This window comes from Streptomyces virginiae, from assembly GCF_040638905.1.
Classification (GTDB): domain Bacteria; phylum Actinomycetota; class Actinomycetes; order Streptomycetales; family Streptomycetaceae; genus Streptomyces; species Streptomyces virginiae_B.
Genome location: NZ_JBEZYV010000005.1, coordinates 256,209 through 281,350 on the forward strand (window position 1 = coordinate 256,209; position 25,142 = coordinate 281,350).

Consider the following 25,142-nt stretch of genomic DNA (forward strand, 5'->3'; position numbering starts at 1 on the left):
CGGCAGGGTCCTCGCGGCCCTGCCGGATCTGGAGGAAAGACCGTGCCCAACACGCCCGCGCGTGAGCAGGATGAGCTGGAGGCGTCCCGTGAGGCTCTCCAGCAGCACAAGCAGCTCCTCAAGGAGCTGATGCTGGAGAAGTACGAACCCGTCGCCATCGTCGGGGCCGGAATCCGGTTCCCGGGCGGCAACGACACCCCCGAGGGCTTCACCGAGTTCCTGCGCGCCGGCGGTGTCGGGACCGGGCCCATTCCCGAATCGCGTTGGAACGTGGCGGAGTTCGCGTCCGGCGGTGAGAACGCCAAGGGCAAGATCCTGCCGCACAGCGGCGGCTTCCTGGACGGCATCGACCGGTTCGACCCCCGCTTCTTCAACATCTCCCCCAAGGAGGCCCAGTACATCGACCCGCAGCAGCGGCTCGTGCTGGAGACCGCCTGGGAGGCGCTGGAGCACGCGAACATCGACCCGACCGGCCTGCGCGGCGGCAACGGCGGCGTCTACGTCGGCATCAGTTGCGTCGACTACACCATCGAGATCGACGACCTGGCCTACGACGAGCTGGACGCCAACGTCGGCACCGGTACGGCCCACAGCGTCGCGGCCGGCCGCATCTCCTACTTCCTCGGCATGCGCGGCCCGAGCATGGCGATCGACACCGCCTGCTCCTCCTCGCTGGTCGCCCTGCACCTCGCGGTCGAGGGGCTGCGGCGCGGCGAGTGCGAGATCGCGCTGTGCGGCGGCGTCAACGCCATCCACCACCCGCGCAACCACATCGTCTTCTCCCAGGCGGGCATGCTCTCGCCCGACGGGATGTGCAAGACCTTCGACGACTCGGCCGACGGCTACAGCCGTGCCGAGGGCTGCGGCATGGTCGTCCTCAAGCGCCTGTCCGACGCCCTGCGCGACGGCGACCGGGTGATCGCCCTGGTCCGCGGCACGGCGGTGCGCCAGGACGGCGAGAGCGGCGGCCTGACCGTCCCCAACGGCTCCGCCCAGGAACAGGTGATGCGGGCCGCACTGGGCGCGGCGATGCTGGAGCCCGGCGACGTCTCCTACGTCGAGGCGCACGGCACCGGGACCTCGCTCGGCGACCCCATCGAGATGGGCGCCATCAACGGGGTGTTCTCCCGCTCCCACACCGCGGACGCGCCGCTCGTCGTCGGCTCGCTCAAGAGCAACATCGGCCACATGGAGGCCGCCGCCGGCATCGGCGGTGTCGTCAAGGCCGCGCTCCAGCTGCAGAACGGCGAGATCTACCCGCACCTGCACGCGGACCGGCCCTCGTCGCACATCCCGTGGGCGAACATGCCCGTCGAGGTGCCGACCGAGGGCCGCGCCTGGAAGGCTCCGGTCCGCCGCGCCCTGATCAACTCCTTCGGCTTCCAGGGCACCATCGCCTCCGCCGTGCTGGAGCAGCCGCCCGCACCCGCCGGGCAGGAGCACCCCGACCAGGACCCGCCGCAGGGCGCGGGGCACGTCTTCACCCTCTCGGCGAAGGGCGAGAAGGCCCTGGCCCTCCAGGCGCAGAACTACCGCGCCTTCCTCGCCGAGAACCCGGACGCCGACCTCGCCGACCTCTGCTACACCGGCAACATCGGCCGCGCCCACTTCGGCACCCGCCTGACCGGTGTGGTCCGTGACCGCGCCGAGCTGGAGGCGCTCCTGGACAAGGCCCCCGCGGCCGCCTCCGACCTGCGCAAGGTCGCGCTGCTCTTCACCGGGCAGGGCTCTCAGTACCCGGGAATGGGCCGCTCGCTGTACGACGCCCACCCGGTCTTCCGGGAGCAGCTGGACGCCTGCGACCAGCTGTTCTCGCAGGCCATCGGCCGGTCGGTGAAGGCCCTCGTCCTCGGCACCGCCGAGGACGCCGAGGTGATCCACGAGACCCGCTACACCCAGCCGGCGCTGTTCGCCCTGGAGTACGCCACCGCGAAGCTCTGGCTGAGCTGGGGCATCGAGCCGAGCGTCCTGATCGGCCACAGCATCGGCGAGGTCGTCGCCGCCGCGATCGGCGGGCTGTTCTCGCTGGAGGACGCCGTGCGGCTGGTCGCCGCCCGCGCCCGGCTGATGCAGTCGGTGACCGCCCCCGGCGGCATGGTCGCCGTGACGGCGCCGGCCGAGGAGGTGGCGCCCCTGCTGGAGTCCTACGCGGACGTCTCCTTCGCCGCGTTCAACGCCCCCGGCCAGTGCGTGATCTCGGGCGGCACCGCGTCGCTCGCCCAGATCACCGCCGCGCTCACCACCCGCGGGGTGAAGACGAAGGCCCTGCCGGTCTCGCACGCCTTCCACTCGCCCCTGATGCACGAGGTGTTCGACGCCTTCCGCGAGGTCGTCTCCACGATCGACTTCCGGGTGCCCGAGCTGACCCTGGTCTCCAACCTGACCGGCGCCGTCGCCGACCCGGCCGAGCTGGCCACCCCCGAGTACTGGGTGCGCCACATCGGCGAGCCGGTCGACTTCAGCGCGGGCATGGCCACCATCGGCGCCCGCGGCCGCCACGCCTTCATCGAGGTCGGGCCCGCCGCGACGCTGCTGGGCCTGGGCCGGCGCATCCTCGACGCCCGCGACCACGTGTGGGTGGCGAGCACCGGCGCCGAGGACACCGCCGGCTCCACGGCCCGCAAGGCGCTCGCCGACGTCTACGCCGCGGGCCTGCACGTGGACTGGGCCGGCTACCACGCGGGCCGCCCGCACCGCCGCGTCCCGCTGCCCCGCACGGTCTTCGACCGCAAGCGCTACTGGCTCCCCATCAACGGCGTCCGGCACTCCAAGGAGCTGGTGGCCGACGCCTCGCGCGTCCACCACCCGCTGCTCGGCCAGGAGATCACCGACGCCGCGGGCCGGGAGAAGGGCCTGCGCGAGTTCGCCGCGACCATCGCCCCCGACCGCCCGGCCCAGCTCGCGGACCACGTGGTCATGGGCCAGGTGGTGTTCCCCGGAGCGGGCTACGTCGAGATCCTGCTGGCGCTCCAGGACGCCGTGTACGGCGAGACCGGCCGGCCGCTGGAGGGCGTGGAGATCCTCGAACCGCTGATCCTCACCGAGGACCAGCCCACCGAGGTCCGCACCCGCCTGAGAGAACTGCCCGACGGCGGCGCCGAGGTGGAGATCGTCAGCCGGGTCGACGGTTCCGGCCGGGCCATCGAGCGGCGGCACGCCGTCGCCCGGATCGCCGCCGGCTGGACCCTGCTGCCCGAGCTGGAGCAGGCGGCGGCCGAACTGTCCGCGCGGGCCGCCGCCGACGCCGACGGGCAGGCTCCGGCCCCCCGCCGGGCGGACGACCTGTACGCCGACTTCGCCGACCTCGGTCTCGAGTACGGCCCCGAGTTCCGCCGCATCGAGCTCCTGGCCCGCGAGGGCGACGGCGTGGCCGTCGCCCAGCTCCTCGGCCGGCCGGCCGGCGCGGTGGAGCACATGCCGCCGTCGGTCCTCGACAACGTCATCCAGTCCCTGGCGGCCGTCCTCGACAACGGCCACACCTACCTCCCGGTCGCCTTCGGCACCTTCCAGCTGCTGAAGAAGCCCAAGCAGGGCGCCCTGCGCAGCCTGGCGCGGATCACCAGCGAGGAGAGCGCCGACGGCGAACTCACCGCCGACCTGGTGCTGCTGGAGGGCGACCGGCCGCTGTTCGTGGTGCGCGACCTGGGCTTCAAGCGGGTCGCCAACACCGCCGGCGGGCCCCGCCGCAGGTTCTTCCACACCCCGCGCTGGACCAAGCGCTCGCTGGTGCGGCGCGGCGCCGAGGGAGCCCGCCGGATCCTGGTCGTCGGCCGGGACGAGACGGCCCTCGCCGGGGCGGTCGGCGATCTGGAGGCGGCCGACGCCTCCCTGGCCTTCGCCCCCGACGCCGGCTCGACGGCCCGCGCGGCCCAGGGCCTGGCGGGCCGGCCCACCGACGTCGCCTGGTTCTGGCGTGCCGAGCCCGGGCCGCTCACCGAGGAGCGGCTGCGCGCCGAGTCCGAGGCCAACTACCGGGACCTGCTGGCGCTGCTGGCCTCGCTGGAGCAGCAGGGCTTCGGCCGCGATCAGCGGCTGTGGCTGGTCACCGAGGGCGCTCAGCGGCTGCCGGGCGACGTGCCCGCGCCGGGCGCCGGCGCCGTGCCCGCGTCCTCCCTGTGGGGCTTCGGCCTGTCCCTGTGGAGCGAGTACCCGACGTACAAGGTCACCCTGGTCGACCTGCCGGAGGGCGGCGACGCGCGGTCGCTGGCCGACGAGTGGCTGGCCGCGGAGGCCGAGGAGTTCCAGATCGGCTACCGGGCGGGCAACCGCCACGTGCGCCGGCTGCGCCCGGTGGAGCCGGCCGCAGCGGACGACGACAACTTCGAGCTGACCGTGACGGAGTACGGCGAGTTCTCGAACATCAAGCCGGTGCCGCTCGCAGACGTCACCCCCCAGGGGGACGAGGTGCAGGTCCAGGTGCACGCCGCGGGCCTCAACTTCAAGGACGTCCTCAACGCGCTCGGCCTGCTCAAGCAGCACGCCGAGGACACCGGGGTGCCGTACCAGCGGCTGCCGCTGGGCTTCGAGGGCTCCGGCACGGTCCTCGCGGCCGGCCCGGACGCCGAGTTCGCCCCGGGCGACGAGGTCGTCCTCAGCCACCTCGGGTGCATGAAGCGCCGGGTGACGGTGCCGTCGGCCATGGCGGTGCGCAAGCCCGCCAACGTCGGCTTCGCCGAGGCGGCCGGTCTGGCCACCGCGTACGTGACCGCGTACTACGCCCTGCACGACCTGGCCGGTATGAAGGCCGGTGACAAGGTGCTGGTGCACGCCGCCGCGGGCGGGGTGGGGCAGGCCGCGGTGCAGCTGGCGAAGCTCGCCGGGGCCGAGGTCATCGCCACGGCCGGCCCGCGCAAGCAGGCCCTGCTGCACGCCCAGGGGGTCGAGCACGTCCTGAACTCCCGCTCCCCGGAGTTCGCCGAGCGGATCCTGGAGATCACCGGCGGTGCGGGCGTCGACATCGTCCTCAACAGCCTGAACAAGGAGTACATCGCCGAGGGCATGCGGGCGCTGGGCCGGGGCGGTCGCTTCGTGGAGCTCGGCAAGATCGGCATCTGGTCCGCGGAGCAGGCGCGCGAGGCGCGTCCGGACGTGGCCTACCACAACTTCGACCTCAGCGAGTTCCCCGAGCGCGAGCTGCGCGCGGTGAACAAGCAGATCCTGGAGACCGTCGCCGGCCTCCTGGAGCGCGAGGAGATCCGGCCCATCCCGACGACCTCGTACTCCCTGGAGGAGATCGAGGAGGCGTTCGGGGTCCTCAGCCGGGGTGCGAACATCGGCAAGCTCGTCCTCGACCTCACCTCGTCGGGCGACCGCCCGGCCCGGCCCGTGGAGATCGCCGCGGACCGCACGTACCTGATCACGGGTGGTCTGGGCGCCATCGGCACCGTCACCGCCGAACGCCTGGTCGCCCTGGGCGCCCGGCACATCGGGCTGGTCAGCCGGCGGGCCGTGTCCGCCGAGCGGACCGCGGCCATCGCGGCCGGCCTCGGCGAGGGGGTCTCGGTGACCGCCTACCAGGGCGACATCGCCCGCACCGAGGACGTGCTCCGCATCGCCGAGGACCTGAAGGCGTCCGGCAGGCCGCTGGCGGGCGTCTTCCACGGCGCCGGCGTCCTGGCCGACATGCCGATCTCGGCGATGGACTGGGAGAGCATCGAGAAGGTCTTCGAGGCCAAGGTCTTCGGCACCTGGCAGCTCGACCAGGTCCTGCGGACCTTCCCCGAGGAGCCGTTCCTCGTGGGGTACTCCTCGGTGGCCTCGGTGCTGGGACCGGTGGCGCAGGGCAACTACGCGGCGGGCAACGCCTTCGTCGACACGGTGATGCAGTGGCGCTCCGCGGCGGGCCTGCCGGGTCTCAGCATCGGCTGGGGCCCGTGGGCCGAGGTGGGCATGGCCGCGAACCTCAGCGCCGAGCTGATCCGCGGCATCGAGGGCCAGGGGATGCGGTTCCTCAAGCCGACGGACGGCGCGCGGTGCCTGTTCAAGGCGCTGGGCGGCAGCGAGTCGCACGTGACGATCGGCGAGTTCGACTGGGACCGGTACGCGTCCGGGCGGCCGGCGGTGAGCGCGCTCTACCGTGAGGTGGCGCGGGCCTCCGCCGCGGCGGTGCGCACGGTGGACCTGGAGGCGCTGCGGGCGCTGCCGCGGGCCGAACGCCGGGCCACGGTCAACGAGCTGATCCGTGAGCGCATCGCCGTGCTCCTGCACTTCGAGGGCGCGGACGACGTCCCGGCGGACGCGAAGTTCACCGAGCTGGGACTCGACTCCCTGGTGGCCGTCGAGCTGAAGAACGCCCTGGAGGCGGGCTTCCAGGTGCCGCTGCCGACGTCGATCGTGTTCGACTACCCGTCGATCCTGCTGCTGGCCGAGTACCTGGACCAGGAGATCTCCCCGCCGGCCGCCGACGAGGGGTCCGCGCGCCGGAAGCCTGCGGACGTCCGGGAGCTGTCCGAGGCGGACGCCGACGCCGAACTGGCCGAACTGATGGATCTGTGACGCGGTGAAGGAGTACATCGAGTCCCTGTCGGGGCTCTCCCGCAAGCAGCTGGTCCTGATGCTGGCACGGCAGCGGCTGCGCGAGACCGAGGGCATCGCCGTCACCGGGCTCGCCTGCCGCCTGCCGGGCGGCCTGGACAGCCCCCGGCAGTACTGGGAGGCGCTGCGGGAGGGCCGCGTGGTGGCCGGTGGCGGCGGGATACCCGTCGACTCCACCGGCCGCCCCCGGTGGAACGTGGAAGCACCCGACCTGGCTCCCCTGGCCGGGCTGCTCGGCCAGGGCTCCTACCTGGCGGACATCGACCTCTTCGACGCCGAGCGCTTCGGCATCGGCGAGGAGGAGGCGGCCTTCATGGACCCGCAGCAGCGGCTGCTGCTGACGGTGGCCGCCCAGGCGCTCCAGGACGCGGGAGCGGCGCCCGGCACCGACGTCCGGGTCGGCGTGTTCGCCGGGGTGAGCACCGTCGAGTACAACTACGCCTGTCTGCGCAACGGGGTGGGGCCCGAGGGCCTCTCCCCGTACATGGGCACCGGTGGCGCGCTGAGCGCCACCGCGGCCCGCGTCGCCACCGGGCTGCGCCTGGGCGGGCCGGTGCTCACGGTCGACACGGCCTGCTCCTCGGCGCTGACTGCGCTGCACCTGGCCTCGCACGCGCTGCGGGCCCGCGAGTGCGACCTCGCCGTCGTCGGCGCCTGCCACCTGCTGCTGGCGCCGTTCACCACGGCCGTGTTCGCCCAGGCGGGCATGGTCTCGCCGACGGGCCGCAGCCGGCCATTCGACGCGGCGGCCGACGGACACGTGCGGGGCGAGGGCTGCGGGGTGCTGGTGCTCAAGCGCCAGTCCGACGCCAAGGCGGACGGGGACGTCCCGTACGCCGTGGTCCGCGGCAGCGGCATCCACCAGCACGGCGACCGGCCCGCCATGGCCGCGGCGTCCGCGCTGGGCCAGCGGCGGGTCATCGCGGACACGCTGCGTTCCGCCGGGATCGACCCGCACGCCGTGAGTTACGTCGAGGCGCAGGCCAACGGCTCCAAGCTGGGCGGGGTGATCGAGGCGGAGACGCTCGCGGGCGTCTACGGCCGTGACGCGGCGGACGCGCCCGAGCTGCTCGTCGGCTCGGCCAAGGGCACCCTCGGCTACCTGGAGACGGCGTCCGGCGCTGCCGGCCTGATCAAGGCCGTGCTGGCGCTGAACCACCGCACGGTCCCGGTGCAGCCCGGCTTCGACGTGCCGGACCCGGCGATCCCTTGGCAGCGCCTGGCGCTGCGGGTGCCGACGGCCTCCGAGCCGTGGCCGGACGCGCCGCGGCGGCTGGCCGGGGTGAGTGCGTTCGGCTTCACCGGAACCAACGCCCACGTCCTGATGGAGGGCGTGGACGGGCCCCCGCGGCAGGCGCCCGGACCGGCGCCCGTGCGCGGCCGGCGGTACTGGCCGGAGGGCAACCAGTGGACTTGAGGAGCGAGGAGCCCGACATGTACCACCCGCAGCTGCAGACCCTGGACCGTACGGCGGCCTTCCACGCCGCCGAGCGCCCCGACCGGACGGCCGTGGTCTGCGAGGGCCGCGAGGTCGGTTACGGGGAGCTGCACCGGAGCAGCAACCGGACGGCCCGCGCACTGCACGCCGCCGGGGCGGTGCGCGGCTCCCGGGTGGCGTACCTGGGCAAGGAGTCGGAGCACTACTACGACATCCTCTTCGGCTGCGCGAAGTCCGGTACGGTCCTGGTCCCCATCAACTGGCGGCTGACGGCCTCCGAGGTGGACCACATCCTGCGGGATTCGGGGACCGCACTGCTCTTCGTCGAGGACGAGTTCCTCGACGTCGCGCACAAGGCGGCCGCCGAACTGCCCTCGCAGGTGCGGATCGTCGCCCTCGACGGCCCGGCGGGCCCCGGCAGCGGCTTCACCGCCTGGCAGGCGGGGCACTCGGACGCCGACCCGGAGACGTCCGCCTCCCCCGACGACCCGATCGCCCAGATCTACACGAGCGGCACCACGGGCCTGCCCAAGGGCGTGGTGCTCGCGCACCGCAGCTTCTTCAAGGTGCGCGACGCCCTCGCGTCCGAGGGGCTGGGGTGGATCGACTGGCGTGAGGACGACGTCAGCCTCATCGGCATCCCCGGCTTCCACATCGGCGGCCTCTGGTGGGCCACGCAGGGCTTCAACGCGGGTGTCACCAACGTCGCGATGCGGATGTTCGTCAGCGGCGAGGCGGTGCGGCTGATCCGCGAGCACGGGGTCAGCACCACGTGCCTGGTGCCGGCGATGCTCCAGATGATGCTGGCCGAACCGGGCGCGGGCACCGCCGACTTCGCGACGCTCCGCAAGATCGTCTACGGCGGTTCGCCCATCTCCGAAAGCCTGCTCCAGGAGTGCCTGGAGCGGATCGGCTGCGAATTCGCGCAGATCTACGGACTCACCGAGACGGGGAACACCGCGGTGTGCCTGCCGCCGCACGAGCACGTGGCCGGCGGGGCCCGGCTGAAGGCGGCGGGGCGGTCCTACCCGGGCTTCGAGGCCAAGATCGTCGACCGGGCGGGCCGGGTGCTACCCACGGGCGCGATCGGCGAGGTGTGCCTGCGCACGCCCTCGCGGATGCTCTCGTACTGGGGGCTGCCCGAGGCCACCGCGGACACCCTTGTGGACGGCTGGATCCACACCGGGGACGCCGGCTACCTCGACGACGGCGGCTACGTGTTCATCTGCGACCGGATCAAGGACACGATCATCGTGGCCGGCGAGAACGTGTATCCGGCCGAGATCGAGAACGCGCTCGCCCGGCACGAAGCCGTGGTGGAGGCGGCGGTCGTGGGCGTCCCGGACGAGCGCTGGGGCGAGGCCGTCCACGCGTTCGTCGTGGTCAGGCCCGGTCACGAGGTCAGTCCGCGGCAGCTGGTGCTCTCCCTCAAGGGCACGGTCGCCGACTTCAAGATTCCGTCCGGTTTCGAGTTCATCGAGACCCTCCCGCGCAACCCGAGTGGAAAGATCCTCCGGCGGGAACTGCGCGACCGTTTCTGGCAGGACCGGGAGCGCCAGGTCAACTGAGTCCCACGCGCGTCGTGTTGGCGCCTGTTCCCCCACTTCCCGTCCCGACCCAGCGAGAAAGCAGGCAGCCGGATGGCTTCCCTCAGCACCATACGCAACGTCATCAACGCCGTGTCGTACGTCTCCGTCAAGGCGGCCGGGGGCCCGGCCTGGAAGCTGTTCCACGGTGCACCGCCCCGCACCCCGGTCCGGCCCGAGCAGCGGGAGGTCCACGACCGCGCCGAGCAGGAGACCCTCACCGTCGGCGGCCGCGACATCCGCACCTACCGCTGGGGCAACGGCGAGAAGCCCGTCCTGCTGGTGCACGGCGTGAGCGGGCGGGCCGCGAACTTCGCCGGTTTCGTCGAGGGCATCGAGGCCCTCGGCCTGACCGCTGTCGCCTACGACGCCCCCGGCCACGGCTCGTCGGGCGGTTCGACCTGCACCATCCTGGAGCACGGCGCCGTCATGACGGCGCTGCAGGAGCGGTACGGCGACTTCCACGCGGTCGTCGGGCACTCCTTCGGCGGCACCTCCGCCTACCTGGCCGCCCGCCGCGGCCTCGTCACCGAGCGGCTCGTCTCCATCTCCTCCGTGGCGGACTTCGGCTCGCTGCCGGACACCTTCTGCGGCCAGCTCGGCCTGCGACCCGCCCTCGCCGCCGAACTGCGCCGGCGCACCGAGCTGTTCTTCGCGCCCGAGCGGGACGTCTGGAACCGCTTCTCCGCCGACCACCGGCCGGAGGAGATCACGGCGCGCATCCTCGTCGTCCACGACGAGAACGACCGCGAGGTCGGCGTCGACCAGGGCCGCCGGCTGGCCGCGAGCTACGGCGACCGGGCGGAGCTGCTCATCACGAGCAAGCTCGGCCACCGCCGGATCCTGGGCGACCCCGAGGTCATCGGCAGGGTCCTGGACTTCCTCAAGGACTGAACCGGCGGGCGGCGGCACACGCGGCGGGCCGGCGGACGGAACAGACGAGCGGACGAGCGGACGAGAGAGAGCGATGAGCAGCAAGCCTGGGACCACAGCCGGCCACCCGGAGCCGCACACGCCGGCCGAACCGATCGCCGTGATCGCCATGGCCTGCCGCCTGCCGGGCGCGGCCGGCCCACGCGGCCTCTGGCGCCTCCTGCGCAACGGGGCGAGCGGTATCAAGGACGTCCCCGCCGACCGCTGGAACGCCGAGGACTTCTACGACGGGGACGCGCAGCGGCCGGGCCGCGTGAACACGCGGCGCGGCGGCTTCCTCGACGACGTCGCCGGCTTCGACGCGGAGTTCTTCGGCATCTCCCCGCTGGAGGCCGAGGCGATGGACCCGCAGCAACGGCTCGTGCTGGAGCTGGGCTGGGAGGCCTTCGAGAACGCCGGACTGCGCCCCTCCGAGGTCCGCGGCAGCGCCGCGGGCGTCTTCGTCGGCTCCATCGCCGCCGACTACGAGGCCCTGCTCGCGCAGCAGGGCCCCGAGGCGATCGGCCCGTACGCCTTCACCGGCCTGCAGCGGGCCCTCGTCGCCAACCGCCTCTCCCACACCTTCGGCCTCACCGGCCCCAGCATGACCGTGGACACGGGACAGTCCTCCTCCCTGGTCGCCGTCCACCTGGCCTGCGAGAGCCTGCGCCGCGGCGAGTCCGAGCTCGCGCTCGCCGGCGGCGTGCACCTCAACCTGATCCCCGAGAGCGCCGTGCGCGCCTCGCAGTTCGGGGTGCTCTCCCCGGACGGCGAGTGCTACGCCTTCGACGCCCGCGCCAACGGTTTCGTACGCGGCGAGGGCGCCGCCGTCGTCCTGCTCAAGCCGCTGGCCCGGGCGCTCGCCGACGAGGACGAGATCGTCTGCCTCATCCACGGCAGCGCGGTCAACAACGACGGCCGCGGCGAGGGACTCGGCGTGCCGAGCCCCGACGCGCAGGGCGACGTCATCCGCGCCGCCCTGCGCCGGGCGGGCGTCGCGGCCCGCGACATCGGCTACGTCGAGCTGCACGGCACCGGCACCCGGCGCGGCGACCAGGTGGAGGCCGAGGCGCTGGGCGGTGTGTTCGCGGCCGGCCGCGAGGCCGTCGGCCCGCTGCGGGTCGGCTCGGTGAAGACGAACATCGGCCACCTGGAAGGCGCCGCGGGCATCGCCGGGCTGCTCAAGGCGGCGCTCAGCGTCCGGCACGGGGAGATCCCCCTCAGCCGCAACTTCGAGCGGCCGAGCGACCTCGTGCCCCTGGACCGGCTGGGGCTCGCCGTCCAGCGGGAGCACGGCACCTGGCCCGGCGGGGACCGACCGCGGCTGGCCGGCGTCAGCTCGTTCGGCGTCGGCGGCACCAACTGCCACGTGGTCATCGGCCAGGCACCGCCCCGGCCCGCCACCGCTCCGGCCCGGGAGACCGCCGCGGGCGCCGTCGTGCCGTGGGTGCTCTCCGCCCGCAGCACCGCCGCGCTGCGCGACCAGGCCCGGGCCCTCGGCGAGCGCTTCGCCGCCGACCTCGGCCTGACCCCCGCCGACGTGTCCTACGCACTGGCCGCGACCCGCGACCGGATGGAACACCGCGCCGTGCTCGTGGCGGGCTCCAGGCAGGAGTTCCTGACCGGCCTGGAGGCCCTCGCGCAGGGCCGCCCCGCGCCGGGCCTCTTCCGCGGACGGGTCCGCCGCCCGGCCCGTACGGTCTTCGTCTTCCCCGGCCAGGGCTCGCAGTGGGAGGGCATGGCGCTGGACCTGCTGGAGACCTCGGAGGTCTTCCGGGCGTCCGTCGAGGAGTGCGCCGCGGCTCTCGCGCCGCACACCGACTGGTCGTTGACGGAGGTCCTGCGGGGCGCGCCGGGGGCTCCCGGCCTGGACCGGGTGGACGTGGTCCAGCCGGTGCTGTTCTCGGTGATGGTGTCGCTGGCCGCCCTGTGGCGCTCGCACGGTGTGGAGCCGGACGCGGTGGTCGGCCACTCGCAGGGCGAGATCGCCGCCGCCTGCGTGTCGGGGGCGCTCTCGCTGGAGGACGCCGCCCGCGTCGTCGCCCTGCGCAGCCGGGCCATCGTCCGCCTCGCGGGCACCGGCGGCATGATGTCGGTGGCCCTGTCCCCGCGGGAGCTGGAGCCGCTGCTCGCCCGGCATCCGGGCGAGCTGGCCCTGGCCGTGGTCAACGGCCCCTCGTCGGCCGTGGCCGGGGGATCCCCCGGGGCGCTCGCCGCCCTGCGCACGGCATGCGAGGAACGCGGCGTCCGCACGCACACCCTCCCGGTCGACTACGCCTCGCACTCCCCGCAGGTCGAGGCCATCGCCGACGAGGTGCGCACGGCCCTGAGCGGCATCCGGCCCCGCGCGGCCCGCGTCCCCTACTGCTCCAGCACCACCGGGGAGTTCCTCGACACCGGGGTGCTCGACGGCGGCTACTGGTACCGCAACCTGCGCGACACCGTGCGCTTCGACCGCTCGACACGGACCCTGCTGGACGCCGGCTTCGACCTGTTCGTCGAGGTCAGCCCGCACGCCGTACTGGCCGCCGGGCTCGCCGACACCCTGGAGTCCCGCCCGGCCGACGGCGGCGCCGACGTCAGCGTGGTGGGCACCCTCGCCCGCGACGAGGGCGGCCGGGACCGCTTCCTGCTGTCGCTGGCCGAGGCCCACGCCGGCGGCGCCGCGACGGACCTGGCCGAAGTGGCCCGGGCCGCCGGGGGCCGCCGGGTGACGCTGCCCACCTACCCCTTCCAGCGGCGCCGGCACTGGCTGCGTACTCAGCCGCGCACCGCGACCCCGGCCCCCGCCGGGCCCGCCGGCCCGGTCGAGCCGGAGCCGGCGGCGGCACCGGCCGCCGACGCGTCCGCCGCGGACCCGCTGGACCTCGTACTCGGCCACGCGGCCGCACTGCTCGGGTACGCGGACCCGGCGGACGTCGACCCGCACGGCGCCTTCCGCGACCTCGGCTTCAACTCCCTGACCCTGGTGCAGCTGCGGCGCCGCCTCGCCGAGGCCACCGGCCTGCGGCTGCCCTCCACCCTGTTCTTCGACTTCCCCACGCCCGACGCCACGGCGCGGCGGCTGCGGGAGCTGGACGGCGACCGGGCGCACGGGCCCGCGGGCGCGCCCGCCGAACCGGCCGCCGCCGCCGACGCGCGGGAGGACGGCGTGGCGCGGGTGGACGGCGTGGCGCGGGTGGACGGCGACGCGCGGGAGGACGCCGACCCCGTCGTCATCGTGTCGATGGCCTGCCGCTACCCCGGCGGCGTGCGCTCCCCCGAGGACCTCTGGCGGCTCGTCACCGAGGGCGGCGACGCCATGTCGGAGTTCCCCGCCGACCGCGGCTGGGACCTGGACGCCCTGCACGACCCGGATCCCGCCCGCCCGGGCACCACGTACGCCCGACGGGCCGGCTTCCTCCTGGACGCGGCCCGCTTCGACGCGACCCTGTTCGGGATCAGCCCGCGCGAAGCCCTCGCCATGGACCCGCAGCAGCGGATCATGCTCGAACTGGCCTGGGAGGCCCTCGAGCGGGCGGGCATCGACCCGCGGTCCGTCCGCGGCCACCGCACCGGCGTGTTCGTCGGCGCCATGCCCTCCGGCTACGGTCCCCCGCTGCACGAGGCCCCCAGGAACGCCGAGGGCCACCTGCTGACGGGGTCCGCGCCCAGCGTCATATCCGGCCGGATCAGCTACGTCCTCGGCCTCCAGGGGCCCGCACTGACCGTGGACACCGCCTGCTCGTCCTCCCTGGTCTCCCTGCACCTGGCCGCGCAGGCCATCGAGCGCGGCGAATGCGACGCGGCGCTCGCCGGAGGCGTCACCGTCATGGCCAACCCGGGCATGTTCACCGAGTTCAGCCGCCAGCGCGGACTGGCCGCCGACGGCCTGTGCAAGGCGTACTCAGCGGACGCCGACGGCACCGGCTGGAGCGAGGGCGCCGGCCTGCTGCTGCTGGAACGGCTCTCCGACGCACGCCGCCACGGACACCCGGTCCTCGCGGTCGTCAAGGGCACCGCCACCAACCAGGACGGCGCCAGCAACGGGCTGACCGCCCCGCACGGCCCCTCCCAGGAGCGGGTCATCCGCGCGGCACTCGACGCCGCCGGGCTCGCCCCGCACCAGGTGGACGCGGTCGAGGGCCACGGCACGGGCACCGTGCTCGGCGACCCGATCGAGGCCGGGGCGCTGCTGGCCACCTACGGCCGGGACCGGCCGGGTGACTCCCCGCTGTGGCTGGGCTCCCTCAAGTCCAACATCGGCCACACCCAGGCCGCGGCCGGCGTCGGCGGCGTGATCAAGACGGTGCTCGCGATGCGCCACGGCCTGCTGCCGCGCACCCTGCACGCCGAGACCCCCTCCCCGCACATCGACTGGTCGGCGGGCGCCGTACGGCTGTTGCAGGAGCACCGGCCCTGGCCGGCGGCCGCCGCCCCGCGCCGGGCCGCCGTCTCCTCCTTCGGCATCAGCGGCACCAACGCACACGTGGTCGTCGAGGAACCGCCCGCCCCGGCGCCCGCCGCCGAACCGGCGGCCGCCCCGGTCCCGGCCGGTGTGCCCGTCGCCTGGCCGCTGTCGGCCGCCGACGAGGACGCGCTGCGCGAGGCCGCCGCCCGGCTGCGCGACACGGTCACCGGCGGGCAGCTGGCGCCCGCACCGGCCGACGTCGGACACTCCCTGGCCACCGGCCGCGCCGCCTTGGCGCACCGCGCGGTGGTCCTCGCCACCGGCCGCGAGGAGTTCACGGCAGCGCTGACGGCCCTCGCGGACGGCACGGCGACCACGTCCGTCCACCGGGGGACCGCCGCCTCCGCACCGGGCCGCCTCGCCTTCCTCTTCACCGGGCAGGGCAGCCAGCGCCCCGGCATGGGCCGCGCACTGTACGCGGCGTTCCCGGTGTTCGCCCGCGCGCTCGACGAGGTGTGCGGACACCTCGACGGCCTGCTCGAAGGCCCGCTGCGCTCCGTCATGTTCGCCGACGAGGGCACTGCAGAGGCCGCGCTGCTGGACCGTACGGAATGGACGCAGCCGGCGCTGTTCGCCTTCGAGGTCGCGCTCTTCCGGCTGGTCGAGGCATGGGGCCTGCGCCCCGACCGGCTGCTCGGGCACTCCGTCGGCGAACTCGCCGCCGCCCACGCGGCCGGTGTGCTGTCGCTCCCCGACGCCTGCGCGCTGGTCGCGGCCCGGGCCCGGCTGATGGGCGCGCTGCCCGAGGGCGGCGCCATGGCCGCGCTGCACGCGCCCGAGGAGGAGGTGCTCGGCTGGCTGGCCGGGCACGAGGCCGTCGCGGGCATCGCCGCCGTCAACGGCCCCCGCTCGGTCGTGGTGTCCGGGGACGAGGACGTCGTACGGGAACTCCTGGACCGCTGCCGGGAGTCGGGCCGGCGCGGCAAGCTCCTCAACGTCAGTCACGCCTTCCACTCGCCGCTCATGGAGCCGATGCTGGAGCGGTTCGCCGCCGTGGCCCGGTCGGTGACGTACCACCCGCCGCGGATCCCCGTCGTGTCGCACCGCACCGGGCGGCCGGTGTCCGCCGCCGAGCTGTGCACCGCCGACCACTGGGTGGAGCACGTCCGCCTGCCGGTGCGCTTCCTCGACGGGATGACCGCGCTCGCCGGGGACGGCGTACGGGCCTGTCTGGAACTGGGCCCCGACGGCGTGCTCGGCGCCATGGCCCGCTCGTGCCTGGCCGAGCCCGGGGCGACCGTACTGGCCGCGGCGGCCCGGCGGGGACGGCCGGAGCCCGCCACGCTGCTCGGCGCCCTCGCCGAACTGCACGTGCGCGGCACGACAGTGGCCTGGGACCGGGTCCTGTCCCGGCGCGGGGCGCGCCGGGTGGACCTGCCCGTCTATCCCTTCCGGGGCGCCGCGTACTGGCTGCCGCTGCCGGGCCCGGCCGGCGGGGGCCTGGCCGCGGCGGGCATCGGGGCGAGCGGCCACCCGCTGCTCGGTGCAGAGATCGAACTGCCCGGCCAAGACGGCCTGTTGTTCACCTCGCGGCTGTCGACGGAGAGCCACCCGTGGCTCGCCGATCACGTCGTGCAGGGCGCGGTCCTGGTGCCCGGTACGGCCTTCGTCGAGATCGCCCTGCAGGCCGGTGCCGCCGTCGGTGCCGCGGGCATCGCCGAACTGGTCCTGCGGCGCCCGCTCGCGCTCGGCCCCGGGGTCGCGGTGGACCTGCGCTGCCAGGTCGGTGCCCCCGGCCCGGACGGCGCGCGCACCGTCACGGTGCACTCCCGCCCGGCCGGTGCGGGCCGCGGGGAGCCGTGGACCGACCACGCCGGTGGCCTGCTGGAGGCCCCGGCGGCGCAGGACGAGCGGTCGCCCGGCGCGGCGGCGGCGGTGGACCCGGCCGAGGTGCACGGGCTGCCGGACGGCACGTACGAGCGGCTGGCCGGCCTGGGGTTCGCGTACGGGCCGGGCTTCCGGGGGCTGCGGTCGATGCGGCGCACCGACGGCGCGCTGTGGGCCGAGGTGGCCCTGCCGGACGGGCAGCGGCCCGCCGGGTCGGCCTTCGCGGCGCACCCCGCGCTGTTGGACGCCGCGCTCCACCCCTTCCTGGTGGACTCCCTCGACTCGGGCGGGCAGGAGGTCCTGCTGCCCTTCGTGTGGCGGGGTGTGCGGGTGCACAGCCCCGGAGCCGGCGCGGCCCGGGTGCGGTTGGAGTCCGGGCCGGGAGCGGGCGCGTTCGCGCTGGAGCTGACGGACGGCGGGGGGCGGCCGATCCTGACGGCGGAGTCCGTCGTGTTCCGGGCCCGTCCGACCGGGGACGACCCGGCGGCCGGCCTGCTCCTCCTCGACTGGTCGCCGGCATCGAAGCCGGGGGCGGAATCGGGGGCGGAGCGGGGGGCGGAGCCGGCGCCCGCGCCGGAAGCCGCTTCCGCCGCCGTGCACGGCCGACGCTGGGCGGTGCTGGGGTCCGACAGCCTGGGTCTGGCCACGGCGTTCAAGGCGCGGGACACAGCGGTGACCACGTTCGTGGACCTGCTCGCCCTCGACGGGGGGCTGGGCGCGGCGGGGGAGGTCCCCGACGTCGTGTTCGTCACGGCGCGCGGCGAGGCCCCGGACACCGCCGACGCGACCCGTTCCGCGACCCAGCGCACGCTGCTGCTGCTCCAGGAGTGGCTGACCGACACCCGGCTCGGCGACAGCAGGCTGGTCTTCGTCACCTCCGGCGCGGTCGCCGCGACGGCCGCGGACGAGCTCTGCGACCTGGCCGGCGCCGCCCTGTGGGGGCTGGTGCGCAGCGCGCAGACCGAGCACCCGGGCCGGTTCGTCCTGGTCGACGTGGCCGCGGACGAGGACATCGACGCGCGGGCCCTGGCCTCGGTCGTGGCCTCCGGCGCACCGCAGTCCGCGATCCGCGCCGGCGCCGTACTGCACCCGGCCCTGACCCGGGCCGTCACCGGCGGCGACGGCGGCCTGGAGCCGGCCGCGGCCGCATGGGGTGCGCACGGCACGGTGCTCGTCACCGGCGGCACCGGCGCCCTCGGCGCCCTGCTGGCCGAGCACCTGGTGCGCCGCCACGGGGTGCGCGACCTGCTGCTGCTCAGCCGCAGCGGGTCGCAGGCCCCGGGCGCGGGGCGGCTCGTGGCCGCCCTGGCGGACCTGGGGGCGTCGGCCACCGTCGTGGCGTGCGACGCCTCCGACGCCGGGGCGCTGGCCGCCGTACTGGCGGACGTACCGGCCGACCGGCCGCTGACGGCCGTGGTGCACGCGGCGGGGATCACCGACGACTCGACGATCGCGGGACTCACCCCGCGCCGGCTGGAGCGGGTGCTGGAGGCCAAGGCGGCGGCGGCGCTGAACCTGCACCGGCTGACGGAGGGCGCGCCGCTGCGGGCGTTCGTGATGTTCTCCTCCGTCATGGGTCTGCTGGGCGGCGCCGGTCAGGCCAACTATGCGGCCGCCAACGCCCAGTTGGACGCACTGGCCCGGCACCGGCGGGACCTCGGGCTGCCGGGGCTGTCCCTGGCCTGGGGGCTGTGGGGCGGCGCCGGGATGGGTGGCCGGCTCACGGCTGCCGACCTGGCCCGCATGGGCCGGATCGGCCTGGCGCCGCTCTCGGCGGAGCAGGGCCTGGACCTGTTCGACGCGGCCTGCGCGGGCGACGAGGCGGTCGTCGCACCGGTCGCCCTGGCACCCGCCGCGCTGCGGGGTGACGGGCGCCGGCTGCCCGCGCTGCTGCGGGGGCTCGCCCTCGGCGGCGGGGTGCCCCCGGCCGGGTCCGCGGGGCCGGATTCCCCGCGGGACGCGCTGCGCGGGCTGCCGGCCGCGGAGCGGCGGGCGGAACTCGTCGAAATCGTGCGCCGCCGGGTCGCCGAGGTGCTGGGGCACGCCGGGGCGGAGGCGGTCGCCGCGGACCGCGACTTCTGGGAGCTGGGCCTGGATTCGCTGACCGCGCTGGAGCTGACCGGCAGGCTGGGTACCGAGGCGGGGGTGCGGCTGGGCGCGACGGCGGCCTTCGACCACCCGACGGCCGTGGCCCTCGCCGCCCACCTGGCGGCCGAGATGGACGGGGCATGACAGCGGCCGCCGCCGTGGGGCAGTCCCCACGGCGGCGGCCGGCTGCCGGTCGGTCAGTACGCGAGGGCCTCGCGCAGGGTGTCCACGACCGCGCCGCGGTGTTCGCCGGCGAGGAGGAAGAAGTGGTCGCCGTCGAAGCGGCGGACGCGGCAGGGGCCGGTGGTGTGGTCGGCCCAGCCGTCCAGCGGTTCGTGCGGGACCAGCGGGTCGGCCGTGCCGCCGAGGACGTGCAGGGGCACGTCGAGCCGTATGTCCTCGAACCCCACGGCGGCCTCCCGGCTGAGGTCGATGTCCGCGCGCAGGACGCGCGTGACGTGGGCGAGCATGTCCGGGTCCTGCATGACCCACTCGGGGGTGCCCCCGCCGTCCCGCAGCAGCCTGACGGCGTCCTCCTCGCTGCTGGTGGCGTGGGCCCGGCGCCTGGTCCGGCCGGGCACCTGGCCGCTGACGACGGCGGCGCGGCAGTGCGGACCGAGGAGGTGCGCGGTGCGGACGGCGAGGAGCGCCCCGAGGCTGTGGCCGAAGACCACGGTGGGCAGCGGGTCCCGGCCGAGCACCTCGTCGGTGACCGAGTCGAGGACCTCGTCGAGGCGGCAGCCGGGGGTCTCGCCGAAGCGGCGCTCCCTGCCCGGCAGCGACAGCCCGAGCACTTCGATGTCGTCGGGGAGCGGTTCGACGAGGGGGAAGAGGGTGTTGGGGCCGGCGCCGGAGTGCGGGAACACCAGCAGCCGCAGCCGGGGCGCGACCGCCGCCCCCTGCAGCCGCAGAAGCGGCCACCAGGGGGCGGTGGAGGAAGACTTCACCGTGGTCACGTCGCCTCTCCCGGTCACGGGCAGTGGATGATCTGGCCGGCGTAGGACAGGCCGCCGCCGAATGCGAAGAGCAGTACGGGCGATCCCTTCTCGATCTCGCCGCGCTCGACGAGCTTGGAGAGTGCGAGCGGGATGCTGGCGGCCGAGGTGTTGCCGGAGTCCACGACGTCCTTGGCGATGACGGCGTTGACCGCGCCGATCTTGCGGGCCAGCGGCTCGATGATCCGCAGGTTGGCCTGGTGCAGGACGACGCCGCCGAGGTCCTCGGGCTTGACCCCGGCCCGCTCGCACACCTGGAGCGCGACCTTCGGCAGGGCGGTGGTGGCCCAGCGGTACACCGACTGCCCCTCCTGGGAGAAGGTGTGGGACGGCGCCTCGATGCGCACGGCGTGGCCCATCTCGGGTACGGACCCCCATACGACCGGGCTGATCAGGGACTCCTCGGAGGCGACCACGACGGCCGCTCCGGCTCCGTCGCCGATGAGCACGCAGGTGGTGCGGTCGGTCCAGTCGGCGAAGTCCGTCAGCTTCTCCACGCCGATGACCAGAGCCTTGGTGGCGGATCCGGTCCGGATGCTCTGGTCCGCCAGCGCCATTGCGTGTGGGAATCCAGAGCAAGCCGTGTTCACGTCAATCGCGGCCGGAGCCTTCGCGCCGACGGCCGCGGCGACGCGGGCCGCCATGTTGGGAGAGCGGTCCTGCGCCGTGCAGGTGGCCACGATGACGAAATCTATGTCGGCTCCGGTCAGGCCCGCATTCGCCAGAGCGTTTGCAGCGGCCTTTGCTGCCATGTCCGAAACGGACTCGCCCTCGGCGGCCACCCGACGGGTCTTGATCCCGACCCGGCTCTGAATCCACTCATCACTGGTCTCGACCATTTGCTCCAGATCGGCGTTGGTCAAAACTTTTGACGGCTGATAGTGCCCGAAGGAAAGGACGCGGGACCCGACCATCAGTGATTCTCCTCGTTCCATGGACCCTGACCCGGATCCGGATTGACCAATGGTCAGCCTATGCAGCGGGGTGACCGCCCTCACGCCGCGGTCACGCCCACCAGCTGATCCGCGCCACAGTCGTCCAGGGAGGGGGCGTGGGTCAAGATCGCATGCTGAAGCCGCTGGAGGCGGGGGGCGGGCTCGATCCCGTGGTCCTCGACCAGGTTCCGCCTGACCCGGCTGTACGTGGCCAGCGCCTCGGCGGTCCGCCCGCTGCGGTAGAGCGCCACCATCAGGTAGGCGTAAAGGTTCTCCCACGTCGACCGGTCGTCGAGCAGGGCGTATATCTCGCCCACGAGAGCCTTGTGGTTTCCGAGTTCGAGTTCGAGCTCGAAACGCTGCTCGTGCGCGAAAGAACGGCGTTCGTCGAGCCTGCGGCCGAGGGATTCGAACGCCGGAATGCTGCGCAGATCCTCAAGAGCCTGCCCGCGCCACAAAGAAATGGCCTGCTCGAAGGTTTTCGAAGCATTCTCCCTTTCACCGTTCCGGCGAAATTCCCGGGCTGTCACGAGCAGCCGGTCGAATTCGTAGACGTCGAGATCGCACCCGACGAGCCGGAGTTTGTATCCGGGCGGCTGCGTGGTGATGAGGGCGGCCGCGTCGAGATCGAGGCCCTGGAGGTGCTTGCGCAGCTTGGACACGTAGACGTGCAGGGCGGTGGAGGCGGTCTGCGGGGGAGCGCCCGACCACAGGGCCTCGATGAGCCGGCCGGAGGACACTGCCTCGCCGTGGTGGGCACAGAGATAGGCCAGCAGGGAGCGGAGCTTGAGCGCTCTCGGCGAAACCTGGGTCCCGTCCTCTGTCTCTATCTCTACTGGTCCGAGCACTTGGAACTTCACGGCATTCCCCCTGGTAGATCTCTGCGCCACGAAGGGGATGCGAACAACCGGCCTGCAACGTGCAGCCCCCCTCCGCACCCCTAGATCTTTCATGGGGTACCTAGATCGAGTCAAGCCGCTCATCTCGCATCTGAGGAACTCTTGAGGTGTCGAGAGGGAATCTCCGGATTACGAACGCTCCACACGAATCGGCCACATCTCACACTCATCCGGCATGACCCGATTCCGTTTCTTCGTCACCCTTGAGCGACCATTTCCCGCCAACGCGCCCCAGCCGATCAAGCCAAATTCAAACGGCTCGAAAGCGACCTGCGGCGGGCGGCCGTACCACCCCGAACCGGACATCCGACGGCCCCGGCCCGGCGGGCCACAACACCCTCCGAGAGGCGCCCGATCCCGTGCCTGACGGGCTCAGGAGCCGCCCTGACGCACTCCCACCGCGACCGCCCGGCCACCCTCCGTACGCACCGCGGGAACGCCGGGCGGTGTCCGCCCCGCGGCCCGAGGACTCCGCCCACCTGCGCGGACTTGCGGGTATGGTCCCGAAAGACAGCCGCCTGTCGGGGCCTTGGGGGACGTCCACCCGCGTGGATCGACGAGGCCACCTCGGCGGTTGACGCGTCGGCGCGACTGCCCGGAGGCACGGGGGGACCGGATCCCGGGCACGCACGACGACGGCAGCACGGCCGCGGGCGATGCCTGACCCCCATCGCCCGCACCGTCGCCGGCTGCCTGCGGTCGGACATCCTCTCCAGCCACATTGATCACTTTCGGTGCAACCGCCGCGAACGCCCTGTCGTCCCCTTCGACAGGGCGTTCACACGTTTCGGAAACTTGTTCGCATCGACCATCCGGTATGTGTACTCTGAACGCGCTTCATTTCTGAACTGGTTCAATAAACAAGGGGGGACCGGTGCAGCGTCACCGCGTCATGATTTCGGCTGCCGTCGTAGCGGCAGTCATCGGCTTCGTACCGACCGCGGCCCAGGCCGCAGACCGCCCCGCGGAGCGCCAGGGGAGCGCAGCCGCGGCGATGGACGCCGCCAAGGCCGCCGCGGCGAAGTCCGCCGTCTTCCACAGCCCGGCGGAGCGTACGGTCCGCACATCCGGCAAGGCAGCGGCCGCTCCGCAGGCCGCAGGGGCCGCAGGGGCCGCGAAGGGCAACGCCGGCCTCGCCGTCGATCTGCGCGCCTCGGCCACCTCGGCGCACGGCTTCAGCCTTGCGTCCCAGATCACCAGCGCCGCCGGCTCGCCCGTCAAGGTCGACATCGACTGGGGCGACGGCAAGACCGACACCGAGCACGTCACCGGGGGAAAGCTGCTGACCTCGAAGCACACCTTCGCCGAGGTCGGGACCCACAAGGTCACGGTCACTCTGACCGACCAGGACAACAACGTCACGGCCACCAACAGCGTCGACGTCCAGGCCGCCGGCTCGAAGTTCACCCCGCACGCCCCGACGCGGCTGCTGGACACCCGCTCCGGCATCGGCGGCAGCAACCGTCCGGTCACCCCGTACGGCGTGGCCCGCGTGAAGGTCGGCGGCAACAGCGGCATCCCGGACGACGCGACCGCCGTGGCGCTCAACCTCACCGTCGTCAGCCCCCGTTCCGGCGGCCACATCACGGCCTACCCGTCGGGCACGGAGCAGCCGACCACCTCCAACGTCAACTTCACCGCGGGCCAGACCGTGCCGAACATGACGATCGTGCCGGTGGGCGCGGACGGCTACGTCGAGCTCGTCAACCGCAGCTACGGCGACGTGGACCTGCTCGCGGACGTCACCGGCTACTTCAGCCGCTCCGCCGCCGCCGGCGGCTACACCGCGCTGGAACCGACCCGCATCGTCGACAGCCGCGCGGGCCTCGGCACCTGGGGTCAGGTCGCCGGTCAGAGCCAGTTCCCCGTCCAGGTCGCCGGCCGCGGGGCGATCCCGTACTCCAACGTCACGGCCGTCGCCCTCAACGTCACCGTCACCGGCCCTCGCGGCGCCGGCCACCTGACGGTCTTCCCGAGCGGACAGCAGGCGCCCGGCACGTCGAACGTGAACTTCAGCGCCAACCAGACGATCGCGAACTCGGTGATCGTCCCGGTCGGCCCGGACGGCCAGATCAACGTCCGCAACGGCGCCTGGGACCCGGCCGACGTGGTCGTGGACGTCGTCGGCTACTACACCCCCAACGGCGGGGCCGCTTACCTGCCCGTGCTGCCGACGCGGCTGCACGACTCCCGCGAGTGGGACTGGCCGGTGGAGGGCCAGGACTACCGCTGGCTGCCGCTGGCGGACGGCAAGCCGAACAACACGGCGTACGTCCTGAACACGACGGTCACCAACACCCGCGGCAGCGGTCACCTCTCGGTCGCCCCGGACCCGAACACCTGGGCACAGTACGACAACGACACGTGGAAGCCGCCGACCCCGCCGAACTCCTCGAACCTGAACTGGACGGGGGGCGCAACCGTCCCGAACCTGGTCCAGGCGAGCACCGGCAAGACCGGCGTCATCGACTTCTGGAACCGGGGCTGGGAGCCCGCGGACCTCGTGGTCGACATGTTCGGCGTCTACCAGCAGAACTGATCCACCGGGCGGACCGCGCCCTGACGACCGTGCCCCGGGAACAGCCGTACAGGCTGTTCCCGGGGCACGGCCCGTTACGCGGGCAGCGGCGAGCGCAGTTCCAGCAGGGTGATCTCCGCCGGGGCGCCGACGCGGACCGGCGGGCCGAAGAAGCCGGCGCCGTTCGTCACGTACAGCTGCGTGTCCTGCACCCTGCCGAGCCCGGAGTTGACGGGGTTGGCCAGCGAGGTGACCGCGGTCAGCGGGAACATCTGCCCGCCGTGGGTGTGCCCGGACAGCTGGAGGTCCACGCCGTGCCGGGCCGCCTCGTCGGCGAAGACCGGCTGGTGGGCGAGGAGCACGACGGGGCGCGAGAGCTCCCGCCCGCCCAGGGCCCTGCCCAGGTCGGGCCCCCGGCCGAACTCCTCCCCCGACAGGTCCTCGACGCCGGCCAGGTCGAGGTGGGCGCCGTTGTGCCGGATCTCCACGCGCTCGTTCACCAGCGTCGAGGAACTCGGCGTCGAGCCCGGCCCGGCCCTGCGCGCGCTCCACGCCCGGCTGCTGCTCCAGGACCCGCAGCTGATGGTCATGTCGGCGCTGCGCCAGGACAGCGGCGCAGCGCAGGACGAGATCGCCACGCCGATCGCGATCCCCCCACTGGCCCGCCGCGGCCCCTTCGACTGACGACCCCGCCGGCCCCCGCCGGGCCTGACGACTCCACCCCGGCCCCCACAGGGGAGCCGGGGCGCCATCGCCTACGTCCGGGCGGCTCCGGTGCGCCGGGTCCCGGAGAGGGTGGCCTCGGCCTCGACGGAGGCTCCGGACGGGGCCGGGAGCGCGGTCGGGGTCACCGGCCGACGGCGGTCCACCGCCGCGTGCACCCGCCGGCCCAGGCGCTGCATCGGCATCTCGACCAGCCGATACATCAGGTGGCTGACGGTGGGCTCAGGCCGCCCGTGT

General features: G+C 73.9%; 12 protein-coding genes. 7 read left to right on the top strand and 5 right to left on the bottom strand.

Annotated elements, in window-relative coordinates:
• The first annotated feature begins 42 nt into the window (after positions 1 to 42).
• The 5 genes from AB0F82_RS10750 to AB0F82_RS10770 all read left to right on the top strand — a co-directional run bounded on the left by AB0F82_RS10750 (position 43) and on the right by AB0F82_RS10770 (position 18,979).
• Entirely contained in the window at positions 43 to 6,495 is a 6,453-nt protein-coding gene (locus tag AB0F82_RS10750; RefSeq protein WP_362625627.1) for a type I polyketide synthase, read from the top strand.
• A gap of 4 nt (positions 6,496 to 6,499) precedes the next feature.
• A complete protein-coding gene (locus tag AB0F82_RS10755; protein WP_362625629.1) occupies positions 6,500 to 7,951 on the top strand; it encodes a polyketide synthase in 1,452 nt (483 codons plus the stop codon).
• A 17-nt stretch (positions 7,952 to 7,968) separates the two neighbouring features.
• On the top strand, positions 7,969 to 9,540 hold the full coding sequence (locus AB0F82_RS10760; RefSeq protein WP_362625631.1) for a long-chain-fatty-acid--CoA ligase: 1,572 nt from the start codon (positions 7,969 to 7,971) through the stop codon (positions 9,538 to 9,540).
• A gap of 72 nt (positions 9,541 to 9,612) precedes the next feature.
• Complete coding sequence (locus AB0F82_RS10765) at positions 9,613 to 10,452, top strand: alpha/beta fold hydrolase (RefSeq protein WP_356812705.1); 840 nt, start codon at positions 9,613 to 9,615, stop codon at positions 10,450 to 10,452.
• A gap of 73 nt (positions 10,453 to 10,525) precedes the next feature.
• A complete protein-coding gene (locus tag AB0F82_RS10770) occupies positions 10,526 to 18,979 on the top strand; it encodes a type I polyketide synthase (protein ID WP_362625633.1) in 8,454 nt (2,817 codons plus the stop codon).
• Between the two features lie 53 nt (positions 18,980 to 19,032).
• On the opposite strand, the gene AB0F82_RS10775 is transcribed toward AB0F82_RS10770, so the two are convergent.
• The 3 genes from AB0F82_RS10775 to AB0F82_RS10785 form a co-directional block, all read right to left on the bottom strand.
• Entirely contained in the window at positions 19,033 to 19,791 is a 759-nt protein-coding gene (locus AB0F82_RS10775) for a thioesterase II family protein (protein WP_362625635.1), read from the bottom strand.
• A gap of 14 nt (positions 19,792 to 19,805) precedes the next feature.
• Positions 19,806 to 20,744: a beta-ketoacyl-ACP synthase III gene (locus AB0F82_RS10780; RefSeq protein WP_362625637.1), complete on the bottom strand. Its 939-nt coding sequence runs from the start codon at positions 20,742 to 20,744 to the stop codon at positions 19,806 to 19,808.
• A gap of 80 nt (positions 20,745 to 20,824) precedes the next feature.
• A complete protein-coding gene (locus tag AB0F82_RS10785) occupies positions 20,825 to 21,625 on the bottom strand; it encodes an AfsR/SARP family transcriptional regulator (protein ID WP_362625638.1) in 801 nt (266 codons plus the stop codon).
• 931 nt (positions 21,626 to 22,556) lie between these two features.
• Here AB0F82_RS10785 and AB0F82_RS10790 point away from each other — a divergent pair.
• Positions 22,557 to 24,203 carry a PKD domain-containing protein gene (locus AB0F82_RS10790; RefSeq protein ID WP_362625639.1) on the top strand — a complete coding sequence of 549 codons (1,647 nt, stop codon included), beginning with the start codon at positions 22,557 to 22,559 and terminating at the stop codon, positions 24,201 to 24,203.
• Between the two features lie 74 nt (positions 24,204 to 24,277).
• On the opposite strand, the gene AB0F82_RS10795 is transcribed toward AB0F82_RS10790, so the two are convergent.
• Entirely contained in the window at positions 24,278 to 24,670 is a 393-nt protein-coding gene (locus AB0F82_RS10795) for a metallophosphoesterase (RefSeq protein ID WP_436842068.1), read from the bottom strand.
• Here AB0F82_RS10795 and AB0F82_RS10800 point away from each other — a divergent pair.
• Positions 24,654 to 24,866: a hypothetical protein gene (locus tag AB0F82_RS10800; protein WP_362625641.1), complete on the top strand. Its 213-nt coding sequence runs from the start codon at positions 24,654 to 24,656 to the stop codon at positions 24,864 to 24,866. The two genes, AB0F82_RS10795 and AB0F82_RS10800, sit on opposite strands and share 17 nt — an antisense overlap.
• 71 nt (positions 24,867 to 24,937) lie before the next feature.
• On the opposite strand, the gene AB0F82_RS10805 is transcribed toward AB0F82_RS10800, so the two are convergent.
• On the bottom strand, positions 24,938 to 25,090 hold the full coding sequence (locus AB0F82_RS10805; RefSeq protein WP_362625643.1) for a hypothetical protein: 153 nt from the start codon (positions 25,088 to 25,090) through the stop codon (positions 24,938 to 24,940).
• Between the last annotated feature and the right edge of the window lie 52 nt (positions 25,091 to 25,142).

Bases quoted from the DNA above. Each gene is read 5' to 3' on its own strand.
- AB0F82_RS10790 (WP_362625639.1), top strand. From the start codon at position 22,557: ATGATTTCGGCTGCCGTCGTAGCGGCAGTCATCGGCTTCGTACCGACC.
- AB0F82_RS10770 (WP_362625633.1), top strand. From the start codon at position 10,526: ATGAGCAGCAAGCCTGGGACCACAGCCGGCCACCCGGAGCCGCACACG.
- AB0F82_RS10765 (WP_356812705.1), top strand. From the start codon at position 9,613: ATGGCTTCCCTCAGCACCATACGCAACGTCATCAACGCCGTGTCGTAC.
- AB0F82_RS10805 (WP_362625643.1), bottom strand. From the start codon at position 25,090: ATGCCGATGCAGCGCCTGGGCCGGCGGGTGCACGCGGCGGTGGACCGC.
- AB0F82_RS10760 (WP_362625631.1), top strand. From the start codon at position 7,969: ATGTACCACCCGCAGCTGCAGACCCTGGACCGTACGGCGGCCTTCCAC.
- AB0F82_RS10780 (WP_362625637.1), bottom strand. From the start codon at position 20,744: ATGGTCGGGTCCCGCGTCCTTTCCTTCGGGCACTATCAGCCGTCAAAA.